This window comes from Priestia sp. 40, assembly GCF_049368575.1.
Classification (GTDB): Bacteria; Bacillota; Bacilli; order Bacillales; family Bacillaceae_H; genus Priestia; species Priestia zanthoxyli.
The window spans coordinates 69,769-90,985 of sequence record NZ_JBMPZA010000008.1 but is presented as its reverse complement, the minus strand read 5'-3'; the positions used below and the strand labels follow the sequence as shown (position 1 = coordinate 90,985).

Here is a 21,217-nt window from a genome sequence, read left to right as displayed (position 1 = left end):
TCCGTGCCTTATATGGTACGGATTTTTTTTATGAGTTAAATTTGTCTTTTTTATAGTCAATATAAAGCGATCCGTCCGACTGAACCTCAGCGTAAAAGACGTCATCAATTGAGTTGACTCCCGCTTTTTCTAGCTGCTTATGCAGCCAGTTATGGTCTACGTGCAGGTCCTTCAAAGCATCTTCATTCGCTTTCCCATCGTAAATAACGCCGGTTGAAGTGGGAAATAAAAGCGTTTTTGACCATGCGTTTGGCTTTTTATCTTGTTTTTGCATAACGGAAAGGTTTCCGTTGATTTCTAATATGGCGTATTCTACATCTTTTATGGAAAATACGTTTTGCTGCCTCAGCATGCCCAAAAGAGATTCAATATCTAGCCGGACTTGTTTTAATGCCTTTTCCATCACTTTCCCTTGCTTAATCACAATTTTAGGCTCACCGGTAATAAGATGCCGCGCTTTTTTCGATTTCATTCCAATATAGCCCATAGCGATTGTTAAAAATGTCCATCCCAGCAGTGAGTATACTCCTTTATCAATCTCCACTCGCTCATCAGTGGAGAGAGAAGAAGCGATATTACCAATCGTAATTGCCGTAATGAATGTAAACACATTTAGCTGGCTAATTTCTGTTTTTCCCATGAGCCGCGTTAAAAGAAGCAGCACAAAAAATGAACAGGCGATTCGAAACGTCGATTCAGCATAGCCCATACATTTCACCCTTCCTTCATTTCCTTGTTTTATGTTGTGAAAAAATAGAAATTTTATGCAGTTAAAAGGATAAATTCCATGCTTCTTTCCCAATCGCTTTTGCTTTTGCGCTACAATAAAGAAGCAACGTGTTTAACTAGACAAAAGAAGGTGAAAAGATGAAACCATTTAAAGCATCAGCATTATTAGATGTCATCAGTGAATTGTTCTCCGATGAAGCGTCGATTGCCGTTTCAGATCTAGAAACGTACGTGTATTACAGAGCAAGCAAACGAATTAATTTGAAAATCAGCCCTGGAGATCAAATAAAAAAAGGAACGATTACATATAAAGCATTAGAACGAAAGCAAAAAGTATCGGAATTTATTCACCGAGACGTGTTCGGCACACCTTACTACGGCATGGCCGTACCTTTCTTAGATGAAGGAGATGTTCAAGGATGCGTAACGGCGATTTTTCCCGCGTTAACGAGCGGAAAGTCAGTTGTGACGTTAAAGGTGAACGAGGGATGGATACCGGTTCCTTTCTCAAAAATCATCTACGTAGAAGCGCGTGACCGAAAAACATATGTGTACGCACAGAAGTATACGGGTACGCATAAATACACGTTAAATGAATTTGATTATGTGCTTCCAAAAGAAGAGTTTGTGCGCTGTCATCGTTCCTTTATCGTCAATGTGACGCAAATCCAAGAAATTTATCCTGATACACATTCAACTTTTTTATTAGTGATGAACAATGGAGAAAAAATTCCGGTCAGTCAGTCGTACGCCAGTTATTTTCGAAAGCTGCTTGGGTTTTAACCGTCATTTAGCTTAATTATCATCAAATATGCTGTTTTGTCGCTATTTTTGTCCATTTCATTCCAAAAACTCTTGTGGACGCTTTCTTTACAGTAAAATGGTAAAAAGAGCAAAAACAAGGAGTGAAGAGAATGGAAAACGTACGTAATCGAATTAAGCATGAAGCATTACAGAATCGCGTTGTCTCTGCTGAAGAAGCAGCGTCTTGGATTCAAGATGGAATGACGCTTGGTCTAAGCGGTTTTACACGCGCGGGCGATGTCAAAGCTGTACCGTTTGCGCTAGCGAAACGAGCGGAAACTGAGGCAATAAAAGTCAGCGTGTATACCGGTGCTTCACTTGGGTCAGATGTTGATAAGCTATTTGCAGAAAAAGGCATGTTAAACAAACGCCTGCCGTTTCAAGCGGACCCGACCATGCGTAAAAAAATTAATGAAGGTGAATTTCAGTTTATCGACCAGCATTTATCCCATACTTCTGAATGGGTGCGTTCAGGCGTGTTAGATTCAATAGATTTCGCTATTTTGGAAGCGGTTTCTATCACGGATGACGGAATGATGATTCCAACAACGTCAATCGGCAATTCGATGGTGTTTGCCGAGCATGCAAAATCGATTATTATTGAAATTAACACAGCGCAGCCAGAGCTGTTAGAAGGTATTCACGATCTGTATGATCCGGGCGTTCAAGGACAGCGTGATGCAATTCCTTTGAAAAAATCTGATGATCGTATTGGTTCGTTAGGCATACCAATTGATTTAGATAAAGTAAAGGGTATTGTATTTACAAATCAGCTAGATTCACCCTCTACGATTGTAGCACCTGACGAAGAAACGGTTGTAATGGCTCAAAATTTGATTTCATTTTTACGCCAAGAAATTAAAGAAGGACGATTAACTGAATCGCTTGCTCCTTTACAATCTGGAATTGGATCTGTGGCAAATGCTGTTTTCCACGGTTTGTTAGATTCGGAGTTTCATGATTTAGAAGTATATTCCGAAGTATTGCAGGACGCCGTGTTTGATTTATTTGACGCAGGAAAAGTTACGTTTGCTTCCTGCTGCTCGATTACGCTTTCAGCGGATAAAATGAAACAAGTTTTCTCTAATTTTGAAGCCTATCGAGATAAACTTATTCTTCGCCCGCAGGAAATTTCAAACCACCCAGAGATTATTCGTCGCTTAGGACTAATTTCCATTAACACTGCGCTAGAGCTAGACATTTACGGAAATGTTAATTCAACGCATGTGATGGGAACAAAAATGATGAATGGCATCGGAGGTTCAGGGGATTTTGCCCGAAATGCGCGTCTCGGCATTTTTGTAACAAAATCTATTGCCAAAAACGGTGATATTTCAAGCATAGTGCCGTTTGTTTCACACGTTGATCATACGGAACACGATGTGGATGTAATTGTAACAGAGCAAGGATATGCAGACTTACGCGGACTTGCTCCAAGAGAACGGGCAAAGCGCATTATTGAAAATTGTGCACATCCAATGTACCGCGACCAGCTTATGGCGTATTACGAAGAAGCGCTCACGCGAGGGGGCCAAACACCGCACGTTCTTGAAAAAGCCTTTTCTTTTCATACGTCTTATCAAAAAAATGGAACGATGAGAGAAACCGTAGCACAAACAAATTAAAAAAACGCTTTGTCTCATGAGGAGACAAAGCGTTTTTCCACTGAGTAAGAAACTTGTGTTTGGTATCTCTTTGAATTACGATGAAAGGGAATACATAAAGAAAACGAGGTAACTTATCTATGAAAGCATTAGTATTTGAAAGGTTTGGAGGACCTGACGTTCTTCACTATCAAGATATACCGAATCCCTCTATTGGTCCAACAGACGTACTAGTAAGAACAAAAGCAATTGGACTTAATTTTGCTGATGTGTACCGAAGAAAAGGGAACTACCACTTAACGGGTACACTTCCGTATATTTTAGGATATGAAGGAGCAGGTGTGGTAGAAGAAGTAGGAGCAGAAGTAAGTCATGTTAACGTAGGAGACCGCATTGCGTTTGCTGACGTTCCTTTTGCAAATGCAGAGCTTGTTGCTGTGCCACAAGATAAAATAATTGTTGTACCTGACGATATTTCGTTTGACACAGCTGCTTCTGTGCTTTTGCAAGGGTTAACGGCTCACTATTTAACACAAGACAGCTACAGCATTCAGCCGGGTGATTATGTACTTGTGCACGCAGCTGCCGGAGGTGTAGGGCAGCTTTTAGTTCAAATTGCCAAGCTATTAGGCGGACAGGTTATTGGCTTAACGTCATCTTCTGAAAAAGCAAAAGCAGCGGCTCAAGCAGGGGCTGACTACGTCTTTTTATACGAAGATAACTGGGTGGAACAAGTGAAAGAAGTAACGAAGCGAGGCGCAGATGTTGCCTACGAATCTGTAGGAGTTACGCTAGAAAAAAGCTTTGAAGCCGTAAAAACAGGCGGAACCGTGGTATTTTACGGAATGGCAGGAGGCGATCCGGCCCCGGTCGACCCACGTATGCTGATGGATACCTCTAAAACGCTTACAGGCGGAGATCTGTGGAACGTGCTTGTATCTTATGAAGAACGCAAAGTACGCTCACAGCAGCTGTTTGAGTGGATCAGTAAAGGTCAGCTTGTGCTAATCGATCCTGTGGTATTTGACTTAAAAGACGGAGCGAAAGCACATGAGCTTCTTGAAAGCCGAAAAAGTACAGGTAAAATTTTGTTAAGACCGTAAAAGAAAAGCCCTTTCGTCAAGGGCTTTTTTCCGTTAGTAAAGGAGAAATCAAGAAGCTGTCTAATATATATAGTAGAGAAGTAGAGTAAAAGAGGTGAAGGTCGATGAAACATGCATTAATTACAGCAGGTCATAAAGGTATCGGCAAAAAAGTAACAGAACAGTTTCTAAAAAAGCAGTATTCCGTTACCGTCCATTTTCGCAGTGATAAAAATAAAGTGCGAGAACTGCAAGAAGAATGGCATCAATATAGTGATAACGTACAGTTTATAGAAGGAGACATAACAAATAAAGAAGATATTGAACATGTCGTTGCGCAGGCTATGGAGCGGTTTGGACGTATTGATGTTTTAATTAATAATGCAGGTCCGTATGTATTTGAAAGAAAGAAATTAATAGAGTACACAGACAGTGAATGGTATGAAATGGTGGAAGGGAATTTAAGCTCTGTTTTTCACTTTGTCAAAGCTGTTGTTCCTATTATGAAAAACCAGCAGTTTGGACGGATTATTACATACGGCTTTCAAGATGTAGAGCATACCCCTGGATGGATGTACCGCGCGGCTTTTAGTGCCGCTAAGTCAGGGCTAGCTTCTCTGACCAAATCGCTTGCTCTAGAAGTAGCGGAATACGGGATTACGGCCAATATGGTCTGCCCCGGAGATATTGTAGGAGACATGAAAGAAAGTGATATTATAAAAGCAAGATTACTAGAAGACAAAGCAACGCCTGTCGGTCGATCAGGGACAGGAGAAGACATTGCGCGTATTATTGAGTTTCTTTGTGATGAAAACTCAGATATGATTACAGGCAGTATTATATCCGCTTCGGGTGGAGTAGACGTTGTTCATAAAAGCAAAAAACAAGCCCCTGGCAGATAATGCAGGGGCTTGTACGTTACAGCAGCGATTCTCCGCCGTCAATAAACATTTCACTTCCGGTAATATGTTTGGACGCGTCAGAAGCTAAAAAGGAAATTAAATCTGCTACTTCTTCAGGCTTAGCCGAGCGTTTAGCAAGCGGTTGATTGCCATTTGGATATTCAATTGGAATCGCGACTTCTTTTAATTTGTCTTCTTGACGGAATGTATTGCTTTCAATATTTGTATCAACTGCTCCTGGACAAATAACGTTAACGCGTATTCCGTATGTAGAAAGTTCAAGAGCTGCCATTTTGCCGAAGGCCATTTGGCCAGCCTTTGAGGAACTGTATGCGCTCATGCCGATGTTTGAAAAGGTACGGTTGCCGTTAATCGAGCTAGTAATAATAACGCTTCCTCCCTGAGCTTTCAAATAAGGAATAGAATGCTTCACGGTTAAAAAAGTACTCGTTAAATTTGTATCAATTGTTTTTGTCCAATCTTCTGGTGATAGTTCTTCAATAGAAGAAAACGTACCGTTGATGCCTGCGTTAATAGAAACAATATGTAATTGACTCCATAAGCTGCTAATCGTTTCGATACTTTCTTTTATACTTTCAGAGTCAGATACGTCTGTTTTAATGGCTATACACTCTCCGCCACTCGCCATGATGGTCTCTTTTACTTCGTGTAGTTTTTCTTCCTCTAAGTCTAAAAGAGCAACGCGCGCTCCTTGTTCAGCTAAGGTAATGGCTGAAGCCCGTCCAATTCCAGATGCCGCTCCCGTCACAAGCGCAACTTTTCCAGTTAATGCAATCATTTGTAACCCCTCCATATAAAAATGTTGTTTCCTTTCTTTAACCTATAAGAAGGAAATAAAAACCTCTTTTAAACTATTTGTGTTTAAATTTGCTAAAAGATGCCAAAAGGAAAAGAGAAAACAGCGGCGAATTATTAATATGACGCCAGAACACGAAAAAGGCTAATCTCAAATAGGCTTACTTGAGTAGCTAAAGATATACTCTGTCTTTTCAGAAGAATGTTTATATAAAATTTTACATCAGAGGGACTTGCAAATCGTTCCTTGAAAGCTTACACTAGTAAAGCACAGAAAAAGGACGGTGTTTTATGAAGAAGAAAGATAATGTGATTCCATTCCCGCAAAGAAGGGAAGCAGCTGCTTATGTTCCCGCTTCTATTAGCTTAGATAAGGATATTGTGGAGTTTTTAGAAATTATGAATTTTGAAGATCGAAATGATTTTTTAAATGAAATGATTGATTCATTTTTTAAATATGTAAAAGGTGAAGAAGACGAAGTAAGATAAAAAGTAACGTAAAGACATCCAAAGAGATGTTTTTTATTTTGTGACCAATTGCTTAAAATGCATGCTTAAGCCTCGTATAGCTATTTATGGTATAGTATACATTAGATACTATCTAGCAGGTGCAAATGCGAGGAGTGATAAGATGAGTGGATTTAAAAAAGACATTCGTGCCGGATCTGAAGAACCACACTCACTAGAACAATTAAAGCATGAAATGGAGCAAAGCCTGTGGAATTTAAGAAAAGATTTGCGAAATGAAAATCGTTCGGAAACGGAAATGGAAATGATTAAAATTTCGCTGCTGTCACTATTTGAGGAGCAGGCCAATAATTTGAGCAAAACGGAGCTCTCTGATTACCTTGCGGACTATCACAAAAGAGTCGAGCAATTATTCGACAGGTATAGCTATAAATAAGACAAGCATCCTTGCGGGGATGCTTGTTTTTATTTGAGCAAAATTCGCTTGTATTCGCTGCGCTTCAGAGGTTTGGATACATATCCGTCAGCTTCTAGCTGATAAATAATGGTGGCAGCTGCATACACGCTAAAGGCATGATCAAGACCAAAGTAGTCTTGCAAGGCGGCGACGCTCACTTCCTCTTGAAAGATTTTACTGCGATTCGATAAGACAATAGGGTAGACGTTTTTAACGATTTGCTTTGAAATTTCGAGTGTTAACATATTGAATCCCTCCTGTGTGAGTGTACATAACTAAAGGTATTCAGCGGGGTGTACATTCATGAAAAAGGGAGCGATTACATTTTTAAAAGGTACAGAAAAGAGGAGTAAATGCCCATAAAATCAGATATTTTATCACTTTGTGGAACTTGTTTGAGAAGCTCAGTATTTTAGTGTATGACAAACATTTTCAAAAGTTCTATGGAATTATTAGGAGCAATTTAACTAAATCCACATATCTTAAAGTATAGCAAATGGAGGTGAAACACATGGGATACTACGGAGGTTACGGATACGGTTGTGGTTATAGCGGTGGTGGCTGCGGCGGCGGTTTCGCTTTAATCATTGTACTTTTCATCTTATTAATCATCATCGGCGCTTCTTGCTTCGGCGGCGGCTGGTGCTAATTATTAAAAAATGAGGACGACGCAACATCCACACTTTATTTCTTCAACTATTTCTTCCACAAAAGGTCTCTTCGGAATGAAGAGACTCTTTTAGTTTACTATTTATAATAACGTGTACAAACTACATGTTAAAAAAATTTATGCGTAGCTCTACATAAAAAAAGACTCTGACTGAAATCAGAGTCTTTTTACTACTTATGCTTTTTGAACGTTAGCAGCTTGAGGTCCGCGTTGACCTTCTTCAACGTCGAATGTTACAGCTTGACCTTCGTCTAAAGATTTGAATCCTTCGCTTTGGATTGCTGAGAAATGTACGAATACATCGTCGCCGTTTTCGCGCTCGATAAATCCGAAACCTTTTTCTGCGTTAAACCATTTTACTGTACCTTTTTCCATGAATGTTGCCTCCTCGTGTGCTATGCACACATTGTATTACTATCCTTGCTCATGATCAAAATCTTTAAGACGAAAGTATTCACCTATCGATTGTTGCCGAACAAAAATAATTCTTCTTATAGAATAGCAAAAGATAATGATAATTGCAAGGAATGAAGAAAATTTAACGAAGATGTTGTCTTCCTTTAACGAAAGAAAACGAAAATTATACGACTGAAAATAAGTAAGAAAGAGCGTATCAGGTCACACTATCTCTATATATAAGAAGAAAGGGGTAGTCATATGTTTAAACAAAAAGCTGGAGAAAAACTGATTGAACTGCTAATTGAATGGGGCGTTGATCATATTTACGGCATGCCGGGAGACTCCATTAACTCAATTATTGAACCGCTTCGCAAAGCCCAAGATAAAATTAAGTTTATTCAAGTGAGGCATGAAGAAGCAGGAGCTCTCGCAGCGGCTGCATATGCAAAGCTAACGGGTAAAATCGGTGTATGTACGGCTATTGCCGGACCGGGAGCAATTCATTTACTAAATGGCTTATATGATGCCAAATTAGACAAAGCGCCCGTTTTAGCACTTACGGGGCAAGTAGAATCAGATCTCATCGGCAGCGATGCGTTTCAAGAAATTAATTTAGAGAGAATGTTCGATGACGTGGCTGTATATAACCAGCGAGTCATGTCCGCTGAGCAGCTTCCGACTGTTGTTAATCAAGCGATTCGAACAGCTTATGCTAAAAAAGGTGTGGCTGTGTTAACCATTCCCGATGATATTCCTCGTTTTGAAGTTGGATCAGAAGCACGAGAAACATCAAGCATCATTGTCAAGCAAGACATTTTCCCCCATAGAGAAGATCTTGAAAAAGCAAAAGATTTGATTGGTAAAGCGGAAAGTCCGGTTATCCTAGCCGGTCGAGGCACACATGAAATGAGAGAAGAGCTGCTTGCATTTGCAGAAAAAATCGCAGCACCTATTGTCCTTACGCTTCCTGGAAAAGGCGCAATACCGGATGAGCATCCATATTGTCTTGGAGGACTTGGATTAATCGGGACAAAGCCAGCGTATGAAGCGATGCAAGAAGCGGATACGCTTATCATGATTGGGACGTCCTATCCGTTTACAGGCTTTTTGCCAGACCATGCAAAAACGATTCATATTGATATTGATCCTGCACAAATTGGCAAAAGATATCCTGTAGATGCAGGGCTTGCAGGAGAAGCGAAAGCAACGGTTCAGTGGTTTTTAGAAAACGTGGGCCGCTCAGAGCATCGCCAGTTTTTAGAGCAAAGTCAAGAACGTATGAAAAAGTGGTGGAATCAGCTTGATACCCAAGAAGCCAAAGAAAGTGTACCTATCAAGCCTCAGCGAGTGATTCGAGCGCTTCAGCACGTAGCGGATGATAACGCGGTCTTGTCTGTAGATGTAGGAAACGTCACAGTATGGATGGCGCGTCATTTTCGTATGACAAATCAGCAGTTTGTAATTTCAAGCTGGCTAGCAACTCTCGGCTGCGGGCTACCGGGCGCAATTGCTGGAAAAATTGCTTATCCCGAGAAGCAGGTGTTTGCGATATGTGGAGACGGCGGCTTCGCGATGACAATGGCAGATTTTATTACAGCCGTTAAATACAATCTTCCGCTAGTCGTAGTGCTATTTAATAATCATAAAATCGGCATGATTAAATTTGAACAAGAAGTAATGGGAAATGCTGAATTTGGGACGGATTTAACAAACCCGAATTTTGCTAGGTATGCAGATATCTGCGGAGGTGTTGGCTACCGAGTAGAAAAGGAAGACGAGCTGCTTCCGGCTTTTGAAAGTGCAGTTAGACAGAATAAACCGTGCATTATCGATGTAATCGTCGATGCAAATGAAGCGCCTATGCCAGCAAAGATTACGCTAGGGCAAGCAACAGGGTATGCCAAGCACATGGTGAAAGAATTGTTTCAAGAAGGCAAGCTAGATTTACCTCCTCTATAAAAAAGAGGCTGTGACAAAAGTATTTTAGTAAAGATCCGAACGATGAACCGAGATTCTTAATGGAGAATCAACTTCGTTCGGATTTTTTATTGTGATGGTGAATATAATTTAATTAACAATAAAATTATTATGTAAACTTAAGTGCTAGCAAATGAAAAGTAGTGATATCATATTTTTTGTAAAGTGGATGAGTAAAAAAATACCGAATTGGATGGTCTTTTTTCATAAAACTGCTTTAAGATAAGAAAGATAAGAGATAAACTACTAATAAGAAAGTTTAAATGTAAGGACTGACGCCGCATGAACTGGAAACCAGATCGCGCTAGCAAAAAAGCGATTTATAAACAAATTGCAGAATATATTGAAAGCTGTATTTCATCGGGAGCGTTTCCGCCGGATTCTATGCTGCCATCAGAACGAACGCTTGCCGCTGAGCTAAACGTGAACAGGAGTACGGTAGTAGCTGCTTATGAAGAGCTGCAGGCACTTGGAATCGTAGAACGTAAAAAAGGAAGCGGCACGCGAGTTAGTTCGAGCATCTGGGGGATTTCCCGAAAACGTATTCCAAACTGGGGGAGATATGTAGAAGACGGTTCATTTCTGCCTAATTTGCCGCTCGTACAGCGAATCAGAAGCGAGGCTTTGCGAACAGATTTTGTGAACTTAGCCAGCGGAGAGTTAGCTCCTAGCTTATTTCCAAGCGAAGATTTTCAGCAAATATTAGCGGGCATGCCTTTTAATGAACATTTAGGCTATGATCATCCCCACGGCAATGAACGTTTGCGCGACGCTATTGCTGCTCATGTTCATGAGTACCGGAAAATCTCCACGGATTCTAATTCTATTCTAATTACATCAGGTGCACAGCAAGCACTTCATTTAATTGTGCAGTGCTTGTTAAAACCAGGGGATGCAGTAGCGATTGAAGATCCGTCCTATAGCTATTCACTGCCACTTTTTCAATCAGCAGGTCTACGAACGTTTTTACTGCCTGTAGATAAAAATGGAGCCAACCCGGACGACTTAGTAGAATTACATAAAAAGCATCGCATTCGAATGGTTTTTTTAAATCCGTACTATCAAAATCCGACCGGTATTGTGTTATCAGAAGCGCGCCGAAAGCGGTTTTTAGAGCTTTCTTCAGAATACGGCATTCCGCTTATTGAAGATGATCCTTATTCACTCACGGCATTTGATGGCAATGTACATCAAACGCTGAAATCGATGGACGAGAACGGAAATGTCCTCTATATCAGCTCGCTTTCTAAAATTGTTGCATCAGGCCTTCGAATTGGCTGGATAGTGGGTCCGGAGCAAGTGATTCAGCGCCTGGCAGATGCTAAGCAGCAAATTGACTTTGGTCACAGCATCTTTCCGCAGTGGATCGCTTATCAATTCTTAGATTCTCCTACGTTTTCTTCTCATATTGAAAAGCTTAGACAAGAGCTCAAAAAGCAAGAGTATGCCCTGTCGTCGAGTCTGAACGAATTGCTTGGATCAAAAGTATCTTTCGATTCGCCTCAAGGCGGTATTCACTTATGGTGCAAAGTAAATCAGCCGGTCGATGACTATCGTCTATTGGAAGAATCGCTTAAAAAAGGAGTAGCCTTTGTCCCAGGAAGCGTGCTGAGTTCTCAAAGCGGAGCTATTCGCTTTACGTTCGGCAGAGGGGAAGAAGAGGTTATTCGAGAAGGAATTAAACGATTTGCGAGCGCCCTAGAGTGTTTGGAATAGCTATAAACCTAGCTAAACGTGCCGGATGAAAGTTTTATTTTATTATTTCGTATAGATTGTTATGATCTTGTGCTATACTAAGAGTACCATTAACTTTACTTCTGTATTTGTACCGACTGGCCCTGTTGAAAAACAGGGCTTTTTTATGTTTGTACACAAAAAAACAGATCCTTTAAAGGATCTGTTTCTGATATGTTGTGTTTCTTATGCTTTTTGAACGTTAGCAGCTTGAGGTCCGCGTTGACCTTGTTCTACGTCAAATGTTACAGCTTGACCTTCGTCTAAAGATTTGAAGCCTTCGCTTTGGATTGCTGAGAAGTGTACGAATACATCGTCTCCACCTTCGCGCTCGATGAATCCAAAACCTTTTTCTGCGTTAAACCATTTTACTTTACCTTGTTCCATAATTGTTGCCTCCTCGTGCGGACTCGCACATTGTGGTACTATTCTTGCTCAAATCTAAAGACGAAAAGTGACAATACTCATACATCCCCACCGAACAAAAATAATTCTCTTACATCTTAGCAGAAATTTCCTATGCTTGCAAGCGCTTTATTTAAAAACTATCCGTATTTTTTTGACAAGTTTTTCATAAGGCACGTCTAAAAAATGTCACATTTTGAACATTTTAGAAAGGCTATTCTTTGTATTCGCTTTTACTGTAGTTATATAATAATGAAAATATGGTTTTTCTAAAGGTAGAAAACAAGTATAAATGTACATACTGAGCGCTGAAATGGAGTGGTAAAGATGAAGGTAGGTTTAATTGGTTTAGGAAATATGGGATTACCGATGGCGGAAAATATGATAAAAGCGGGTCATGAACTTGTGATTTATAACCGAACTGCTTCAAAGGCGGAAAGTCTTGTGAAAAAAGGAGCAAAGGTTGTAGAGACACCTGCTCAAGCAGCACAAGAAGCGAATCTTGTCTTTACGATTCTTTCCAATGACGAGGCTTTAGAAGAAGTAACGATGTCACAAGACGGTATACTTGCAGGCCTCCAAGAAGGCGGTATTCACGTTTCTGTGAGTACCATTAGCGTAGATTTGTCCGAAAAATTAACAAGCGCACATGCTGCATCAGGACAGCATTTTGTTGCAGCGACTGTTTTAGGTCGCCCTGACGCAGCAGCAGCTGCGGCTCTCAAAGTAATAGTGGCAGGTAATAAAGAAGCAAGAGAGCACGTTTGGCTGCTGTTTGAAGCGATTGGTCAAACTATTTTTACTGTAGGAGACGAGCCTTACTTATCAAATGTAGCTAAGCTGGGCAATAATTTTTTATTAGTATCGATGTTAGAAGCCATTTCTGAAGCAGTAGTCATGGTAGAGCAGTATGGCATGGAAGCGGAGCAGTTTCTTGAAGTGGTTAACAGCTTATTTGCATCTCCTGTGTATAAAAATTACGGCAATTTAATTGCTAAAAGAGACTTTGATCCAGCCGGATTCAAGCTGGAGCTTGGACTAAAAGATGTAAACTTGGCTATTGATGCAGCCAAAAAAGTGTCCGCGCCGCTTCCGTTAGGAGAGCTTGTGAAAGGTCATTATGAACAAGGAATTGAAAATGGCTGGGGTCATTTAGACTGGTCGGCGTTACTAAAAACAGTTGAAGCTCTAAAAAAAGATAACTAAAAAGACGAAAAGGAGTGCAGCCAGTGAAAGCGAAAGGAAAGTGGGTATGGATCGTATCCTTTATTTCGATTATTTCGTGTCTGCTGTTTGCAGCAGGGCTTGGAATGTCTATTTATGATTACGTTAGCGCCTCAAAAGCTACTGTAAAAGAAATGCCAAAGCCGAAGCAAGAAACAAGCAGCAGTAACAAAAGTACCAAAAATTATACGATTGTTGCTTTAGGAGATTCACTGACAAGAGGAACAGGAGACGCAGCGGGGAAAGGATATGTTGGGTATTTAAAAGATAATCTTGAAGAAAAAACGAAGAAAAAAATCCTCTTAAGTAACTTTGGAATAAAAGGTCAAACGTCTTCGCAGCTGGCAAGTCAAGTAAAGCAGCAGCAAATTCAGCGGCAGATTAAGTCTGCAGATACCGTGTTGATTACGATTGGAGGAAATGACTTATTTCAAGGCGGACAAACGCTGCAGAACTTAAATAAAAACAATATTCAAAAGCTAGAAAATGACTATTTAAAAAACGTAGACAGCATCTTAAAAAGCATCCGTTCGGCAAATAAAGACGCAACGATTTTTTTAATTGGTTTATATAATCCGTTTAGTAACCTGCAAGATGCAGAAACGACAACGGCTATTGTACGAGAATGGAATTATAAAAGCAGTGAATTAAGCGCTAATTATAAGCAAACTGTTTTTGTTCCGACCTTTGATTTGTTTCAGCTAAAGGTAGATGACTACTTATATACTGATAAGTTTCATCCGAATGCAAAAGGCTATAAGCTGATCGCCGAGCGTGTAGCATCGCTTATTACGTGGTAAGGGAGGGAATGATATGAGTGAAGTAACACTTTCAGTAAAAGGACTGAGAAAAGTAATAGGAAAACGTGAAATCATCAAAAATATTGATTTTGAACTAAAAAGAGGCGAAGTATTTGGTTTTTTAGGGCCAAATGGAGCTGGTAAAACAACAACGATCCGAATGCTTGTAGGCTTGATTCGCCCGACGGCTGGTTCGATTTCTATCTGTGGATACAGCGTATCGAAGCAGTTTACAAAAGCGATGGAGCATATCGGCTGTATTGTTGAAAATCCTGAGCTGTATCCATACTTAAGCGGCTGGGAAAATCTGCAGCACTTTTCACGTATGATTCCTTCTATGACGGAAGAACGCATTCATGAAGTTGTGGCATTAGTTGGCTTACAAGAGCGTATCCACGACTTAGTTCGCACGTATTCGTTAGGCATGAGGCAGCGTTTAGGAATTGCGCAAGCGCTTCTCGGAAAACCCAAAGTGCTCATTTTAGATGAGCCAACGAACGGACTCGATCCCTCTGGAATTCGGGATATGCGTAAATTCATTCGCTTTTTAGCTGAAAGTGAAGGACTAAGCGTCTTAGTATCGAGTCATTTGCTGAGTGAGATTCAGCTGATGTGTGACCGAGTAGCGATTATTGCAAAAGGAGAAGTTATTCACACAGAATCGGTGAAGACCCTGTTAACTCAGCAAGAGCGATTACTGTGGAAGCTAGATCCGCAGCCTGCGGGAATAGACGTCTTAAAACAAGTGACGGACTTTGTGCAAGTGCAGGGAGAATATGTTACGACGTTTTATGAAGAAGCGGAAGTGGGAGAGTGGAACAAACAGCTCATTCAAGCAGGAGTAACGGTAAAAGAAATGAATCGAAAGCTTCCAACTCTTGAAGATTTATTTATCGAAATGACAGGAGGCGAATCGATTGATTAGTTTGGTTCAAAATGAAATGATCAAGCTCGTTCGAAAAAAGCGCCTGTTAATCGTTACCCTTATTATGGGCGTTTTGATTTCCATGTTCACCTATGCTCAGCTTCGCGAAACGCAGCGCCTTCAAGAAAAGCTAGGAACGACCGATTGGCGCAGTACGCTGCAGCAAGAAATTATCGATACGCAAAACCGGCTGAGCGGAAGCCAAATTTCAGATGATTGGCGCAAGCAGCTTGAAATTCGCGTGGCGCAGCAGCAGTATTACTTAGATAACGATATTAATCCTTCGGAACCAGGAGCCCCAACGTTTGTGCGAGGGTTCATTGAAAACGCCATTCAGCTTTTGCTGCCGCTAATGATTATGATTATTGCAGCGGATTTAGTGTCTTCAGAATACAGCTTGGGATCCATCAAGGTACTGTTGACGAGGCCTGTGAAACGGTGGAAAATCCTGCTTAGTAAATACATCACGCTCGTCATGTCCGTCTCGTTTTTAATTTTAATGTTTGGCGTTTTGTCGTATCTCATTTCTGGCGTTGTATTTGGATTTAAAGGCTGGACAGCGCCTATTCTTACGGGATTTAGCGTGCAGGGCAATGATTTGAATACAGCGGACGTTCATTTAATTTCGCAGTGGAGATATATTTTAATGGAATTTGGCCTTGCTTGGTTTGTATCCCTGGTGGTTGGAACGCTTGCTTTTATGCTGTCCGTTTTAATTAAAAGTACGGCTGCTGGTATGGGTGTGATGCTTGCTTGTTTGATTGCAGGTACGATTTTAAGCAGTATGGTTTCTTCGTGGAATTCAGCCAAGTACTTGTTTATGGTCAATTTAAATTTAACTTCTTACCTGCAAGGCACAGCTCCTCCGACTGAAGGAATGACACTAGGATTTTCCTTAGGTGTTTTAACCATTTGGGGGCTTGCCGGGCTGCTCGTGTCGTTTCTGGTATTTACCAAAAAAGATGTGTACTAATTCCATATAAGTTGACGATAATCAGGAACATACGTTATGATTGTGTTAACAAAAAATGCTGTTTTGCTCAAAGGGGAGTAGCTCTTGCAGTAAAGTCGTCATTTCGAGATTATTATCTCCGGCTTTATTGACAATGCAAATTGTTAGCGAGACCTTTGCCAATGTTGCCATTGGTAAAGGTCTGGATACAAACACCTTTACCACATGTGGTAAAGGTGTTTTTTGTTATTTCAAAAGAAGAGAGGAGCTTAAAAATGTCAAAACTATCGAGACTGTTAAAAAGCCCCGCTGTAAAAAAAGGAATAAAAAAAGCTGTACCCATTATTATGAAAGAGTTAAAGAAACGAAAATCGAAAAGAAGATAGCAGAAAAGAAAACAAGAAAGGTTGAGTGCTAAGTGAAAAAATGGATGCTAGTCATATCAACTGCTGTTCTTTTGATGGTCAGCGGCTGTTCTTTTCTTGAAGATACAAGCAGTACGCTGAACTACGCAAACGATGCAAAAGATTACGTGAGTGAAGCCCAAAAGTTTGCTGAAGAAATACCGCCTCTAGCGGAAAAAGCTGTTAATGACGATGAGGCAATAAAAAAGCTCGAGCAAAAGCTGCAGGAAATGAAAGGGAAAGCTGAAGAATTTAATCAAACCAAAGCTCCTGACATCGCTTCTGATGTGCACGATCAGCTTGTTCAGCAAAACGAAAAAATCATTAGTGGAATTGAAGCGTATGAAGCCAATATAAAGGATGGCAGCTTTAATCCAGAAGCACTAAAAAACAGTGAATTGTTTCAATCAATTCAAGATGTATCAAGTATTATGAAACAAATTAAAGAATTAGGTCAGTAAAAAAACGAACCTGGGACAAAAGTGTGTTAGCTGAAGAAAATCCGAACGATGAATCACGATTCTTGATGGAGAATCAACTTCGTTCGGATTTTTTTATTTGTAGGGTGAACGTAGGTTTCATGTGTATAGATGATTTAGATTGGGTTGATGTAGCTATGTCTTATGACTCAACCTCGTTTTCCTATTATAAATGTAAAATTATATAAATATATCTATTTATTAGAAGACAAAACCTTCTCTTTCTTTTTTATATCTACGAAATTTTGTTAGAAACTTTGACAAACTTAATGTCTGCTTTTCATATCCTATGTATAGTACATATATACACACCGCTTGAAATAAATTTTTTTTGAATGAAAAGAGAACGTGGGAACGTCGATGTATTAGGTAATAAGACTCATTTAAAAAGGAGGGTTCATCCAATTAATAAAAACTATAGTCCTTTATTTTAAAGAGAGAAACTAAAAAAATTTTTTCGGTTTACAAAAAGTTAATAAAACGCATACAAATGGTTTACTAAAAAATCAAAAAATTTACATCCTTTATAAATCTTTTCTGCTATACTATTTTTGAACAGTTGCTAGATTTATAGCGATGATAACTTACTTGAAAGGTGAATGGTAGATGAAAAAGAACAAACGCAGCAAAACGAAGAAAATACTAACTACATCACTGGCACTTTCTTTATTATCAATGCCGCTTCTAACTACACAGGCAGGAGCAGAAGAGCGTCACCCTGGACAAAGCTCACAGCAAAGCAAGCATCAAGGCCACAATAAAAAAGATGCGCTTGTGAACATACGCCTGATGGAAACAACCGATGTTCATACGAATCTATTAAACTATGATTATTTCAAAGACGCTTCTTATGAAAAAGTAGGTTTAGCTAAAACGGCTACTTTAATCAAAAATGCTCGAAAAGAAGTAAAAAATAGCTTATTAGTAGATAACGGAGACCTCATTCAAGGAACGCCTCTAGGAACGTATAAAGCCAAGATTAATCCGCTGAAAAAAGGCGAAGTTCATCCTGTATTTAAAGCGATGAATCAGCTAGATTATGATATTGCAACGCTTGGAAATCATGAGTTCAACTACGGATTAGACTTTCTAAAAGAAGCGTACAACGATGCGAACTTCCCTTACATAAATGCCAATGTCTATGTTGACGATCATGACAGCAACCCGAAAAATGACAAAAATAAATTTACGCCTTATAAAATTATGAATAAAAAAGTCGTTGATGAAAACGGTAAAAAACGAACGATTAAAGTCGGTTTCATTGGCTTTGTGCCGCCTCAAATTAACGATTGGGACAAAGCAAACCTTGACGGAAAAGTCATTACTAAAGGTATTGTAGAAACAGCCAACAAGTATATTCCAGAAATGAAGAAAAAAGGTGCGGACGTAGTTGTCGCGATGGCTCACTCTGGGTTTAGCAGCAATAAGCAAAACACGGAAGATGTGATTTACTCATTAAGTGAAGTAAAAGGCATTGATGCTATTACGTTTTCACACACGCATAAAGTCTTCCCTGCTAAAACGGAAGCTGCGCTAGACGGTTTGTTCCTCGGAGCAGATAAAAAGCCTCTTCCTGGCGTCGATAATGCAAAAGGAACAATCAACGGCGTTCCGGCTGTCCAAGCAGGTTACGGCGGAGGATCACTTGGCTTAATTGACTTAACGTTAAAAGAAGAAAAAGGAAAATGGAAAGTAGTAAGCTCTCAATTGTCCACGCGTGAAACGTATAAAGACGTAAAAGATGCGTCAGGGAAAACGGTTACGCAAAGTACGGTAGAACCGGATAAAGGTGTTGTTAAAGCAGTTCAAAAAGATCACGATGCAACGGTTAAATATGTGAACACGCCAATCGGTAAAACGACGGATGATATTCACAGCTATTTTTCTCTTGTAAAAGATGATCCATCTATTCAAGTTGTAACAAATGCACAAAAAGACTACGTGGAAAAATACGTTTCTCAAAACAAGCCGGAATATAAAGACCTTCCGATTTTATCAGTGGGAGCACCTTTTAAAGCAGGAAGAAACGGCGTAGATGAATATACGGAAATTAAAAAAGGTGACTTAACGATTCGAAGCGCAGGCGATTTGTATCTATATGACAACACGTTGAAAGCTGTCAAAGTAAAAGGTTCTGTTGTAAAAGACTGGATCGATATGTCTGCCGGTAAATTTAATCAAATTACACCGAATAAAACAGAAGAGCAGGAATTATTAAACCCAAGCTTCCCTGTTTATAACTTCGACGTCATTGACGGCGTTCAATATCAAATTGACGTCACAAAACCAGCAAAATACGATGTGAATGGAAACGTGATTCACGCAGATTCAAGCCGAGTTGTTAACTTAACGTATAACGGTAAACCAGTTGACCCGAATCAAGAGTTTATCGTTGTGACAAATAACTACCGAGCTGGTGGAGGCGGAAACTTCCCAGGTCTAAAAGGAAGCGAGCTTGTGGTGGATTCAGCTGATGAAAACCGTCAAATTCTAATGGACTACATCACCGAGCAAAAAGAAATTACGCCTACAGCTGACGATAACTGGTCTATTGCACCAATTAACGGAACGGCTAACGTGACGTTCACAAGCTCACCGCGCGGAGAAAGCTATTTAACTGAAGGAAGTAACATTACGTATACAAATAAAACGGATGACAAAGGATTTGGCATTTACAAAATCAACCTAAACGGTGAACCAAAAGATAATACAAAGGTACAGCTTTTAGGCATGAACGACCTGCACGGTCAGCTCGATACAGATACAAAAATTACGTCAAATGGCCAATCGTTGTTAGCTGGAAATATGAAGTATACAGCAGCGGCTATTCGTAAACAAGAAGCTGAAAATCCGAATACGCTTTTAGTTCATGCAGGAGACATGATTGGCGGAAGCCCGTTAGTTTCAGCGCTGTTTCAAGATGAGCCAACGGTTGAAGTAATGGAATCACTTGGATTTGATGTAGGCACGCTTGGAAATCATGAATTTGACGAAGGCATTGCTGAGCTTCATCGTATGATTGAAGGCGGAGACCATCCAAAAGGCACAAAAGGATACGACGGCATGAATTTCCCAGTAGTAGCGGCAAATGCTTATGATACTTCAACTGATAAATTAATTACAGAACCTTACGCGATAAAAGAAGTAGGCGGCAAGAAAATTGGATTCATCGGCGTTGTAACACAAGAAACGCCAAGCATGATTGTTCGTAAAGGAAATGAAAACTTAAAAATTACGGACGAAGCAGAAGCAATTGATAAATATACGGCAGAGTTGAAAAAGAAGGGTATTAAAGCAATTGTTGTACTTGCTCATAATCCATCTAATCAAAATGGAACGTCTACCGAATTTGATGCAGCCGATATCGCTAAAAAAATTGATGATGAAGTTGACGTGATCTTTTCAGCTCACAATCACGTATACAACAACAAAGTAGTAGATAACAAACTAATCGTTCAAGCTTATTCATACGGTTCAGCGTTTTCTGACGTAGACGTTGAAATCGATAATACGGGTGACATCGTGAAAAAAGATGCAAAAATTGTGACCGTTTATCAAAAAGACTATACGCCAGATCCTGAAGTTTCAAGCATTATGAGAAAGTATGAAGACTTAGCAGCACCTATTAAAGCAGAAGTTGTTGGAAATTCATCTACTGCTCTAGCAAAAGGTTATCCATCTAGCGGAGCAACGGGCGATATCGCGCTTGGAAACTTAATTGCTGACGGTATGAAAGCAGAAATGAAAGCTGACTTTGCGTTAATGAATGGCGGAGGCGTTCGTTCACAGCTTGATGCTGGTGACGTGACATACGGTGATTTGTTTGCGATTCAGCCGTTTGGCAACGTCTTAAATAAAGTAAAGCTAAGCGGAGCGGATTTAGAAACGGTGTTAAACAATCAAATTACATCATCTGGACTAGATTTCCATATTGCAGGCTTTAACTATACGTGGGATGGAAGCACGAATAAAGTAGTTGATATCACGCTTCCAGATGGAAGTAAAATTGACAAAGAAAAAGAATATACAGTAGTAGTCAATAACTATATGTATGGAAATGAAAAATACGGGATTGGCGCACTTTCTTCAGATATGGAAGTGGGACCAGAAGATTTACAAGCAACGGTAAACTATATTAAAACACTTAATAGCCCGTTTGAATACAAAGCAGAAGGACGTATTCAAAACGTGGCAGCTGCTAAAACAGCTGAACAGCAAGAGCCTGCTTTGAAAATAGCTCAATAAGCCAAAAAAGACTGTCTCATAACCCGGATTTCCGGTTTAGAGACAGTCTTTTTTTAGTAGGCTGACTTACCTTTTAAACTTTAAATCAACTAATTTATGTCACAACAGCCCGCTTAATTTTTGAAACAATCACCAGATTGT

Annotated in this window: 21 protein-coding genes; 16 read left to right on the top strand and 5 right to left on the bottom strand. The window is 39.9% G+C overall.

Annotation, left to right across the window (positions count from 1 at the left end; genetic code table 11):
- Nucleotides 1–28 precede the first annotated feature (28 nt).
- Nucleotides 29–709, bottom strand: a complete 681-nt coding sequence (locus ACO1DI_RS12225) for a DUF421 domain-containing protein (RefSeq protein ID WP_349802989.1) — start codon at nt 707–709, stop codon at nt 29–31.
- Between the two features lie 158 nt (nt 710–867).
- On the opposite strand from ACO1DI_RS12225, the gene ACO1DI_RS12220 reads away from it, so the two are divergent.
- The 4 genes from ACO1DI_RS12220 to ACO1DI_RS12205 all read left to right on the top strand — a co-directional run bounded on the left by ACO1DI_RS12220 (nt 868) and on the right by ACO1DI_RS12205 (nt 5,121).
- Nucleotides 868–1,512, top strand: a complete 645-nt coding sequence (locus ACO1DI_RS12220; RefSeq protein ID WP_014459738.1) for a LytTR family DNA-binding domain-containing protein — start codon at nt 868–870, stop codon at nt 1,510–1,512.
- A gap of 131 nt (nt 1,513–1,643) precedes the next feature.
- Nucleotides 1,644–3,158: an acetyl-CoA hydrolase/transferase family protein gene (locus ACO1DI_RS12215; protein ID WP_423145293.1), complete on the top strand. Its 1,515-nt coding sequence runs from the start codon at nt 1,644–1,646 to the stop codon at nt 3,156–3,158.
- A gap of 119 nt (nt 3,159–3,277) precedes the next feature.
- Nucleotides 3,278–4,240 carry a quinone oxidoreductase family protein gene (locus tag ACO1DI_RS12210; RefSeq protein WP_423145292.1) on the top strand — a complete coding sequence of 321 codons (963 nt, stop codon included), beginning with the start codon at nt 3,278–3,280 and terminating at the stop codon, nt 4,238–4,240.
- Between the two features lie 104 nt (nt 4,241–4,344).
- Nucleotides 4,345–5,121, top strand: a complete 777-nt coding sequence (locus tag ACO1DI_RS12205) for an SDR family oxidoreductase (RefSeq protein WP_014459741.1) — start codon at nt 4,345–4,347, stop codon at nt 5,119–5,121.
- 16 nt (nt 5,122–5,137) lie between these two features.
- On the opposite strand, the gene ACO1DI_RS12200 is transcribed toward ACO1DI_RS12205, so the two are convergent.
- A complete protein-coding gene (locus ACO1DI_RS12200) occupies nt 5,138–5,920 on the bottom strand; it encodes an SDR family oxidoreductase (RefSeq protein WP_014459742.1) in 783 nt (260 codons plus the stop codon).
- Between the two features lie 308 nt (nt 5,921–6,228).
- On the opposite strand from ACO1DI_RS12200, the gene ACO1DI_RS12195 reads away from it, so the two are divergent.
- Complete coding sequence (locus ACO1DI_RS12195) at nt 6,229–6,426, top strand: hypothetical protein (protein ID WP_014459743.1); 198 nt, start codon at nt 6,229–6,231, stop codon at nt 6,424–6,426.
- A gap of 142 nt (nt 6,427–6,568) precedes the next feature.
- On the top strand, nt 6,569–6,841 hold the full coding sequence (locus tag ACO1DI_RS12190; RefSeq protein ID WP_033579235.1) for a hypothetical protein: 273 nt from the start codon (nt 6,569–6,571) through the stop codon (nt 6,839–6,841).
- A gap of 29 nt (nt 6,842–6,870) precedes the next feature.
- Here the strand turns inward: ACO1DI_RS12190 and ACO1DI_RS12185 are convergent, their stop codons facing one another.
- Nucleotides 6,871–7,107 (bottom strand): hypothetical protein, encoded by a 237-nt coding sequence (locus tag ACO1DI_RS12185; RefSeq protein ID WP_014459745.1) that lies wholly within the window; start codon nt 7,105–7,107, stop codon nt 6,871–6,873.
- A 266-nt stretch (nt 7,108–7,373) separates the two neighbouring features.
- On the opposite strand from ACO1DI_RS12185, the gene ACO1DI_RS12180 reads away from it, so the two are divergent.
- The gene (locus ACO1DI_RS12180; RefSeq protein WP_098113090.1) at nt 7,374–7,511 is read left to right on the top strand and encodes a YjcZ family sporulation protein; all 138 of its coding nucleotides are present in this window, start codon (nt 7,374–7,376) and stop codon (nt 7,509–7,511) included.
- A 195-nt stretch (nt 7,512–7,706) separates the two neighbouring features.
- Here ACO1DI_RS12180 and ACO1DI_RS12175 read toward each other — a convergent pair whose 3' ends face one another.
- Nucleotides 7,707–7,907 carry a cold-shock protein gene (locus ACO1DI_RS12175; protein ID WP_013057408.1) on the bottom strand — a complete coding sequence of 67 codons (201 nt, stop codon included), beginning with the start codon at nt 7,905–7,907 and terminating at the stop codon, nt 7,707–7,709.
- 282 nt (nt 7,908–8,189) lie between these two features.
- On the opposite strand from ACO1DI_RS12175, the gene ACO1DI_RS12170 reads away from it, so the two are divergent.
- Both ACO1DI_RS12170 and ACO1DI_RS12165 read left to right on the top strand, forming a co-directional pair.
- A complete protein-coding gene (locus ACO1DI_RS12170) occupies nt 8,190–9,890 on the top strand; it encodes a pyruvate oxidase (protein ID WP_140450984.1) in 1,701 nt (566 codons plus the stop codon).
- A 300-nt stretch (nt 9,891–10,190) separates the two neighbouring features.
- The gene (locus ACO1DI_RS12165) at nt 10,191–11,624 is read left to right on the top strand and encodes a PLP-dependent aminotransferase family protein (RefSeq protein WP_116740407.1); all 1,434 of its coding nucleotides are present in this window, start codon (nt 10,191–10,193) and stop codon (nt 11,622–11,624) included.
- 204 nt (nt 11,625–11,828) lie between these two features.
- Here the strand turns inward: ACO1DI_RS12165 and ACO1DI_RS12160 are convergent, their stop codons facing one another.
- Nucleotides 11,829–12,029 carry a cold-shock protein gene (locus ACO1DI_RS12160; RefSeq protein WP_013057405.1) on the bottom strand — a complete coding sequence of 67 codons (201 nt, stop codon included), beginning with the start codon at nt 12,027–12,029 and terminating at the stop codon, nt 11,829–11,831.
- Nucleotides 12,030–12,374: 345 nt separating this feature from the next.
- On the opposite strand from ACO1DI_RS12160, the gene ACO1DI_RS12155 reads away from it, so the two are divergent.
- The 7 genes from ACO1DI_RS12155 to ACO1DI_RS12125 all read left to right on the top strand — a co-directional run bounded on the left by ACO1DI_RS12155 (nt 12,375) and on the right by ACO1DI_RS12125 (nt 21,076).
- The gene (locus ACO1DI_RS12155) at nt 12,375–13,253 is read left to right on the top strand and encodes an NAD(P)-dependent oxidoreductase (protein ID WP_423145291.1); all 879 of its coding nucleotides are present in this window, start codon (nt 12,375–12,377) and stop codon (nt 13,251–13,253) included.
- Nucleotides 13,254–13,276: 23 nt separating this feature from the next.
- Nucleotides 13,277–14,071 (top strand): GDSL-type esterase/lipase family protein, encoded by a 795-nt coding sequence (locus ACO1DI_RS12150; RefSeq protein ID WP_014459749.1) that lies wholly within the window; start codon nt 13,277–13,279, stop codon nt 14,069–14,071.
- A gap of 13 nt (nt 14,072–14,084) precedes the next feature.
- Nucleotides 14,085–14,996 (top strand): ABC transporter ATP-binding protein, encoded by a 912-nt coding sequence (locus tag ACO1DI_RS12145; RefSeq protein ID WP_014459750.1) that lies wholly within the window; start codon nt 14,085–14,087, stop codon nt 14,994–14,996.
- A complete protein-coding gene (locus ACO1DI_RS12140) occupies nt 14,989–15,969 on the top strand; it encodes an ABC transporter permease (protein ID WP_014459751.1) in 981 nt (326 codons plus the stop codon). Before ACO1DI_RS12145 ends, ACO1DI_RS12140 begins: the two co-directional genes overlap by 8 nt.
- Before the next feature lie 133 nt (nt 15,970–16,102).
- On the top strand, nt 16,103–16,366 hold the full coding sequence (locus ACO1DI_RS12135; protein WP_423145290.1) for a hypothetical protein: 264 nt from the start codon (nt 16,103–16,105) through the stop codon (nt 16,364–16,366).
- Nucleotides 16,367–16,813, top strand: a complete 447-nt coding sequence (locus tag ACO1DI_RS12130; protein ID WP_098999551.1) for a DUF6376 family protein — start codon at nt 16,367–16,369, stop codon at nt 16,811–16,813.
- 624 nt (nt 16,814–17,437) lie between these two features.
- Nucleotides 17,438–21,076, top strand: coding sequence for a multifunctional 2',3'-cyclic-nucleotide 2'-phosphodiesterase/3'-nucleotidase/5'-nucleotidase (locus ACO1DI_RS12125; protein ID WP_423145289.1), 3,639 nt, complete (start codon nt 17,438–17,440; stop codon nt 21,074–21,076).
- Nucleotides 21,077–21,217: the final 141 nt, after the last annotated feature.

Coding starts and splice junctions, on each gene's coding strand:
- ACO1DI_RS12225 (WP_349802989.1), bottom strand. CDS start 709: ATGGGCTATGCTGAATCGACGTTTCGAATCGCCTGTTCATTTTTTGTG.
- ACO1DI_RS12220 (WP_014459738.1), top strand. CDS start 868: ATGAAACCATTTAAAGCATCAGCATTATTAGATGTCATCAGTGAATTG.
- ACO1DI_RS12215 (WP_423145293.1), top strand. CDS start 1,644: ATGGAAAACGTACGTAATCGAATTAAGCATGAAGCATTACAGAATCGC.
- ACO1DI_RS12210 (WP_423145292.1), top strand. CDS start 3,278: ATGAAAGCATTAGTATTTGAAAGGTTTGGAGGACCTGACGTTCTTCAC.
- ACO1DI_RS12205 (WP_014459741.1), top strand. CDS start 4,345: ATGAAACATGCATTAATTACAGCAGGTCATAAAGGTATCGGCAAAAAA.
- ACO1DI_RS12200 (WP_014459742.1), bottom strand. CDS start 5,920: ATGATTGCATTAACTGGAAAAGTTGCGCTTGTGACGGGAGCGGCATCT.
- ACO1DI_RS12195 (WP_014459743.1), top strand. CDS start 6,229: ATGAAGAAGAAAGATAATGTGATTCCATTCCCGCAAAGAAGGGAAGCA.
- ACO1DI_RS12190 (WP_033579235.1), top strand. CDS start 6,569: ATGAGTGGATTTAAAAAAGACATTCGTGCCGGATCTGAAGAACCACAC.
- ACO1DI_RS12185 (WP_014459745.1), bottom strand. CDS start 7,107: ATGTTAACACTCGAAATTTCAAAGCAAATCGTTAAAAACGTCTACCCT.
- ACO1DI_RS12180 (WP_098113090.1), top strand. CDS start 7,374: ATGGGATACTACGGAGGTTACGGATACGGTTGTGGTTATAGCGGTGGT.
- ACO1DI_RS12175 (WP_013057408.1), bottom strand. CDS start 7,907: ATGGAAAAAGGTACAGTAAAATGGTTTAACGCAGAAAAAGGTTTCGGA.
- ACO1DI_RS12170 (WP_140450984.1), top strand. CDS start 8,190: ATGTTTAAACAAAAAGCTGGAGAAAAACTGATTGAACTGCTAATTGAA.
- ACO1DI_RS12165 (WP_116740407.1), top strand. CDS start 10,191: ATGAACTGGAAACCAGATCGCGCTAGCAAAAAAGCGATTTATAAACAA.
- ACO1DI_RS12160 (WP_013057405.1), bottom strand. CDS start 12,029: ATGGAACAAGGTAAAGTAAAATGGTTTAACGCAGAAAAAGGTTTTGGA.
- ACO1DI_RS12155 (WP_423145291.1), top strand. CDS start 12,375: ATGAAGGTAGGTTTAATTGGTTTAGGAAATATGGGATTACCGATGGCG.
- ACO1DI_RS12145 (WP_014459750.1), top strand. CDS start 14,085: ATGAGTGAAGTAACACTTTCAGTAAAAGGACTGAGAAAAGTAATAGGA.
- ACO1DI_RS12135 (WP_423145290.1), top strand. CDS start 16,103: ATGCAAATTGTTAGCGAGACCTTTGCCAATGTTGCCATTGGTAAAGGT.
- ACO1DI_RS12125 (WP_423145289.1), top strand. CDS start 17,438: ATGAAAAAGAACAAACGCAGCAAAACGAAGAAAATACTAACTACATCA.